This is a genomic window from Desulfovibrio sp. 1188_IL3213, assembly GCF_036763145.1.
In the GTDB taxonomy this organism is placed as follows: Bacteria; Desulfobacterota; Desulfovibrionia; order Desulfovibrionales; family Desulfovibrionaceae; genus Desulfovibrio.
The window spans coordinates 1-5,816 of record NZ_JBAIYR010000121.1; the positions used below are offsets into that span (position 1 = coordinate 1).

A 5,816-nucleotide genomic window follows, 5' to 3' on the forward strand; every position below is an offset into this window, starting at 1 on the left:
AGCACCTCCGGCGGCATGCTTGACTTCTTGCGCCCGTGGTGGTCTTACCCCTATGGGCATCCGGAAAAAACAAAAAACATTAAGCTGTTACAGGGACTTGTGAAATCTGGAGGAAATCAGCGTGGCATCCACCAAGGCCATGTGCAGCCAGATGCTCATGCTGACCCTCATGGCGCTCTATTGGGGCGTGCGCAAGGGCTGCCTGTCTGCCGGGGAATGCCGTGAGCACCTCACGGTGCTTGAAAACCTGCCCGCCCTGCTGGACGACAATCTGCCCGCCCTGCACGAGCGTGCCAAGGAGATCGCGCGCAAATACTCGCAGGTGCACAATTTCTTCTATCTCGGACGCGGCCACTGCTATCCGCTGGCTCTGGAAGGTGCGCTCAAGCTCAAGGAGCTTTCCTACATCCACGCCGAAGGCTATGCCGCCGGCGAGATGAAGCACGGTCCCATCGCCCTTATTGATCCGAATTTTCCCACCTTTGCCCTGGCCCTCAATGACGCGCTCTTGCCCAAGGTCAAGTCCAATATGGTGGAAGTGCAGGCCCGTCAGGGCAAGGTTATTGCCCTCACCAACAAGGGTGTGGAACTGGACGTCGAGGACCGGTGGGATATCCCCGAACTGCCCGCGCCGCTTTCTGCCTTTGCTGCTCTGCCCGCGCTTCAGCTTTTCAGCTATGAAACTGCGGATTATCTGGGCAAGGATGTGGATCAGCCCCGCAATCTGGCAAAGAGCGTTACGGTTGAATAGCGCGTAATCTAGAGCAGTTTCACTTTGAAATTGCTCTGGCGACTGCGCGAGCAGACGCCCGCCGCGAAGGCGTAAGCGCAATTTATTTGCGCGGTTAAGCGCCGAAGCGAGCGTGTTTTAAACTTTGAAAATGTACATTTTCAAAGTTAATCTGCTCTAGAGCAATTTCACTTTGAAATTGCTCGGACGGCTGCGTGAGCAGACGTTCGCTACGGAGGCGTAAGCGCAGTTTATCTGCGCGGTTAAACGCCGAAGTGAGCGTGTCTTAAACTTTGAGAATGTATATTCTCAAAGTTAATCTGCTCTATAAGAATAACTTGATATATATGGCCGACCCGGAATCTCCGGGTCGGCTTTTTTGCGTCGTTTCACGGTAAGGCTGCCTTATGTTTTCCGGCATGAAAATGGGCAGCCATGCGTCGTTAAGAGCATTCAAGACTGCTTTCCTATGTAGAATTTTTTGGCTATACTGGCTGAGCGCTCCGAAAAAAATGACGGTTTTTTGGAGCCTCCAATCTGCCCACTCCGGCAAAGACATACCATGGACAAACTGGCAAAAAGAAAAATCCGTATATTTTATTATGTTACTGGGCTGTTGGCGTTGATTTTGATGTCGGTGGCCCTGTCAATTCCGTATTTCATTTCGGTGCGCGATCAGTTTGACAAAATGGTCGAGGAATCAAAATCCCGTATTTTTTCAGAGAAAAAACAGTCCCTTGTGGAAAGGGTGGAAAGGCTCGACGCACAAATCAGCGCCATGCGCACCACTGTGTATGCGGAATACCAGACCATGGCAAAAGCCTTGTGCGCTATGCTCGGCACACTGGGCATGAGCACCAGCAATATAGTTGAGGCTTTTGACCCCCTGACGAGCAAGCGTACCACACGATTCGCCCTGCATATGCCAGGCATTGGTCTTGCTGTTTTTGACAGGGCCGCCAAGAAAATTCTGTGGACGGATGAAGAAGACCTCGCCCATCTGCTGCTGGAGCGGCTTATGAAGGGGCGGACCGAGCCGTCAACGGATTTTCCTGTCTGGGCTGTGGGGCAGATTGGGGGGGCCCGGGAAGTTGTTGTTTTCGGTACGGACTGGGCCGTGGATGAAATCGCCAAAAAACGCTGCAAGGCCATTATCCGCAGCGTACGGTTTTCTCTTAACCAGTACGTATGGATCAATGAGGTGCACAACTACAGCGGCGGCCCGGGCTATGCCGTGCGGGCCGTGCATGTTGGCGAGCCGGATACCGAGGGCATGTCCCTGTCCACAGAAATGGCGGATATCAAGGGCAACCTGCCGTACAAGGAAGAGCTGGAAGGCGTTGTTGCGCACGGAGAGATATTTTTAACCTATTATGCAAAAAAACCTGGTTCTGACGAGATAAGTGAAAAGCTCACATACGCAAAATTATACAAGCCGTTTAACTGGATTGTATGTACGGGCATCTATACCGACGATATGGATTCCATCGTACAGAAGCGTGAAGACGATTTCCGGAGCGCATTCAATGACCAGATACTCTCCTTTGTCAGAATCATCTCCATAATGGCCCTGATGTACGCCGTTCTGATGATTTTTTTCGAGCGGCACCTGACGGGCATGGTTGATGGCTTTATTGCCAAGCTTAAGGAAGACGAAACCGCACTGCGGGAAGAGAAAAACAAGCTCGACGAGGCATACAACAAGCTTGAGCGCGTCGCCTACTATGATTTTCTTACGGGGTTGCTCAACCGGCGCGCCATGTATGAGCGTATTGAAGAGGAACTTTCGCGCGCGCAGCGTGAGGGACTGCAATTCTGCCTTGTGCTGGCCGATATCGACCATTTCAAGGTTGTGAATGACACCTACGGGCATGACGCGGGCGATATGGTGCTGCGCTCCGTTGCGAAAATTTTTCAGAACAATATCCGTCATGAAGACTGCGCCTCCCGCTGGGGCGGCGAGGAGTTTCTTATTCTGGCTATTTCCTGCGGCCTTGCGGATGGCCTTACGCTGGCGGAAAAGCTGCGCAAGACCGTGGAGCAAACCCCCATCCGCACAGAAACGACGATCATCAATGTCACCATCACTCTGGGAGTGGTGGAATACACCAGGGGCAAGGCGTTCAACGAACTTATCAAAGAGGCGGATTTTTATCTTTACGAGGGCAAACGCCAGAGAAACTGCGTCATGTCCAGTTCCGGTACGGTGAAGGAAGACTAGGGCTGGCCCCGGTCAGGAGTCTTTGCGGGGAAGGGGGCCGTTTGCGAGGGCTTTGGCTTGCGGTACTCTGCGCATCTATCCGAGTTTTAAGGTATACTTTGCAGTCTGGGCGCGTGCGGCCTGTCCCTCGGTGACTTGCGGCATGGTGGCCCCGCATGCCCGCGGCGGCTTTTTGCCTGTGACAGCATCACAAAAGCCGCGCCAGCCCCTGCACTGCCCTTTTAACAGGAAATATTATCACCTTGTCAGATTGGCGGAAATGGTCTAGATTCTTAGCCGTAAAACAGCGCATACCGTCCCGCGCCATGCGGGCATGGTTGCAGCGTCGGGGTTTCGGCGCTGCAAAAGCCGATTACGCGGCAAAGCGCGTCTGCCGCAGCAATGAGGTTATCATGGCCCGTAAAAAAAATACCGGCATCTATGTAGCGGCGCTGCTGCTTTTTCTTGGCGGCGTGGGCTATCTGGTGTATTCCGGCTTTTCGGAAAACAGCGTCTACTTTCTGAATGTTTCCGAAGCTCAGGCCGCCACGCCGGACAAGCTGGCTTCCGCCCGGCTTTTCGGCACGGTCGCCCCTGACGGCATTGAAAAGTCCGCGTCGGGAACCGGAGTCAATTTTCTTCTTGCTGACAAGGACAATGCCGGTCAGTCCATAAAGGTGCGCTACAGCGGAACCGTCCCCGATACCTTCAAGGCGGGCGCCGAGGTCATTGTGGAAGGCGGCATGGACGCCCAGGGCCACTTTGTGGCAAAAACCCTCATGACCAAATGCCCGTCCAAATATCAGAAAGAAAATCGCCAGAGCTGACGTCAGCCCCTGATGGAACAACAGGCCCGGCATTGCCGGACACATCGCGCATGGGGCGCGCTGCCGTATCCGGTATGGCGCATGACCCCGCAGCACGGTCCACGAGGCCGGTAAAAGGAGTTACATGTACGTTTTTGCCTTTGCCCTCCTTCTTTTGGCCTTGCTCGCCTCCCTGGGCGGCGGCGGTCTGGCCCTGCTGCAACTGTGGCAAGGACGTGAAGACTCCCTGCGTCTTGTTGAAAAGGCCCATATAGCGGTCAGCGGCGCGCTGCTCATTGCTTCGGCCATACTGCTGCACGCGCTTTTCTGGTTTGATTTTCAGGTGCAGTACGTTGCCAGCTACACGGACCGCATCCTGCCGGTTTTTTACCGGCTTACGGCTTTTTGGGCCGGGCAGCCCGGCTCCATGCTTTTCTGGGCGCTGGCCGTGGGCGTCAGCGGTTCTCTCTTCGCATGTACGCGCGCCTATAAGGGTATCAGCCGCTCCACGCGGCTGTGGTACTGGGCCTTTTTTTATACGATCATGGCTTTTTTTGCCCTTATCCTTACCAACTGGAGCAATCCCTTCATGCTCCAGAATCCTGTTCCCGCTGACGGCAACGGCCTGAACCCCCTGCTGCAAAACCCCGGCATGATCATTCACCCGCCCCTGCTTTTCCTGGGGTACGGCGGTTTTACCATCCCCGCCTGTCTTGCTCTGGCCCAGGCCCTTTCAGGCAAGGCCGACACCGAGGGGGAATGGTTCCGTATCTCGCGCCCGGTGATCATTCTGGCCTGGCTGTTCCTGACGGCCGGCATCGTGCTCGGCGCGTGGTGGGCCTATATGGAACTTGGCTGGGGCGGCTACTGGGCCTGGGACCCGGTGGAAAACGCTTCACTCATTCCCTGGCTCATCGCTTCCGCAGCCCTGCATACCCTTATTGTCGAAGACCGCCGCAACAAGCTTGGGCGCGTCAACGTGGCTATGATGGCCCTGACCACGGTTTCGGCCTTTTTCGCCACATATCTTGTCCGCAGCGGCGTTATCGATTCCGTGCATGCCTTTGGCGACGGCAGCGTGGGAACTCCCCTGACCTTGTTTATTCTGGCGGGACTGGCTGTTTCCCTGTGGGTTCCGCTGACAAGCCCCTGCAGGGGCCGTCCCCTGTCCGGCCTGGACAGCCGCGAGGGCTTTCTGACCCTTGTGGCCTGGGTGCTGTTGGCGCTTGCGGGTATTATTCTTGTAGCCACCATGTGGCCTGTCATCAGCAAGCTGTGGTCTACCGCGCCGCGTGGCCTTGACGCCAACTTTTACAATCGCGTCTGCCTGCCCCTGGGCGCGCTGCTCATGCTTATGATGGCGGCCTGCCCCTGGCTTGGCTGGGGCGGCGGCGTGCGCAACAAAAAAGCCTTTTTTGCCGTGGTGGCTGCTTTTATTGTCAGCGGCGCGGCTATCTGGCTCATGGGCTACCGTCAGCCCACGGCCCTGCTTGGAGCAGCCTCTTCCGTGGCGGTTCTGACGGGCGTGGTCTTTCAGTTGGCCGACCGGTCTGTGCGTCGCCAGCCCAACAGCCTGGGCGCTCTGGGCGCGCACCTCGGCATGGCGCTCATGGCGCTCGGCATTGCCTTTTCCGGCCCCTACAAGATTGAGCGTGACATCCACTTCACCGTGGGTCAGACCCATACCCTGGCCGAGTACAAGGCCACCCTGCTTGAACTGGAAGAAGGCAGCCGCCCCGGCTATGAATACATTGCAGCCAAGGTGCGCATCACCGACAAAAACGGTAAGGAACTTGGTATTGTAGCGCCGGAGCGCCGCCTGTACGAAAAATTCGGCAGCATGCAGTTTTCCGAGGTGGACGTGATTCCGAGCCTCGGCGACGAACTGTACGCCTCGTTACTGGGGCTTGATGAAGACTCTCATGTGGTGGTCAAGCTCAGCATAGAACCTCTTGTCAACTGGCTGTGGATAGGCGGCACGCTCATGTGCCTTGTACCCCTGCTGGGTCTGCGCCGCCGCAAGCCCGCCGATGCCGTCGAGGCTGCGGAACTGGCCGATGGCCTGGAAGACGAGGACGCC

The 5,816-nt window shown here is 56.2% G+C and carries 3 protein-coding genes and 1 pseudogene; all 4 read left to right on the forward strand.

Annotated features, from left to right (window positions below):
• Nucleotides 1-112: 112 nt before the first annotated feature.
• Nucleotides 113-751, forward strand: a pseudogene (locus tag V6C16_RS06755) (SIS domain-containing protein); the annotation flags it as partial.
• A 541-nt stretch (nt 752-1,292) separates the two neighbouring features.
• Entirely contained in the window at nt 1,293-2,951 is a 1,659-nt protein-coding gene (locus tag V6C16_RS06760; protein ID WP_333535148.1) for a sensor domain-containing diguanylate cyclase, read from the forward strand.
• Nucleotides 2,952-3,343: 392 nt separating this feature from the next.
• The gene (locus V6C16_RS06765) at nt 3,344-3,757 is read left to right on the forward strand and encodes a cytochrome c maturation protein CcmE (protein WP_333535150.1); all 414 of its coding nucleotides are present in this window, start codon (nt 3,344-3,346) and stop codon (nt 3,755-3,757) included.
• 124 nt (nt 3,758-3,881) lie between these two features.
• Nucleotides 3,882-5,816 (forward strand): heme lyase CcmF/NrfE family subunit (locus tag V6C16_RS06770; RefSeq protein WP_333542930.1); only part of this gene is annotated, 1,935 nt, incomplete at its 3' end.

Coding starts and splice junctions, on each gene's coding strand:
- V6C16_RS06760 (WP_333535148.1), top strand. CDS start 1,293: ATGGACAAACTGGCAAAAAGAAAAATCCGTATATTTTATTATGTTACT.
- V6C16_RS06765 (WP_333535150.1), top strand. CDS start 3,344: ATGGCCCGTAAAAAAAATACCGGCATCTATGTAGCGGCGCTGCTGCTT.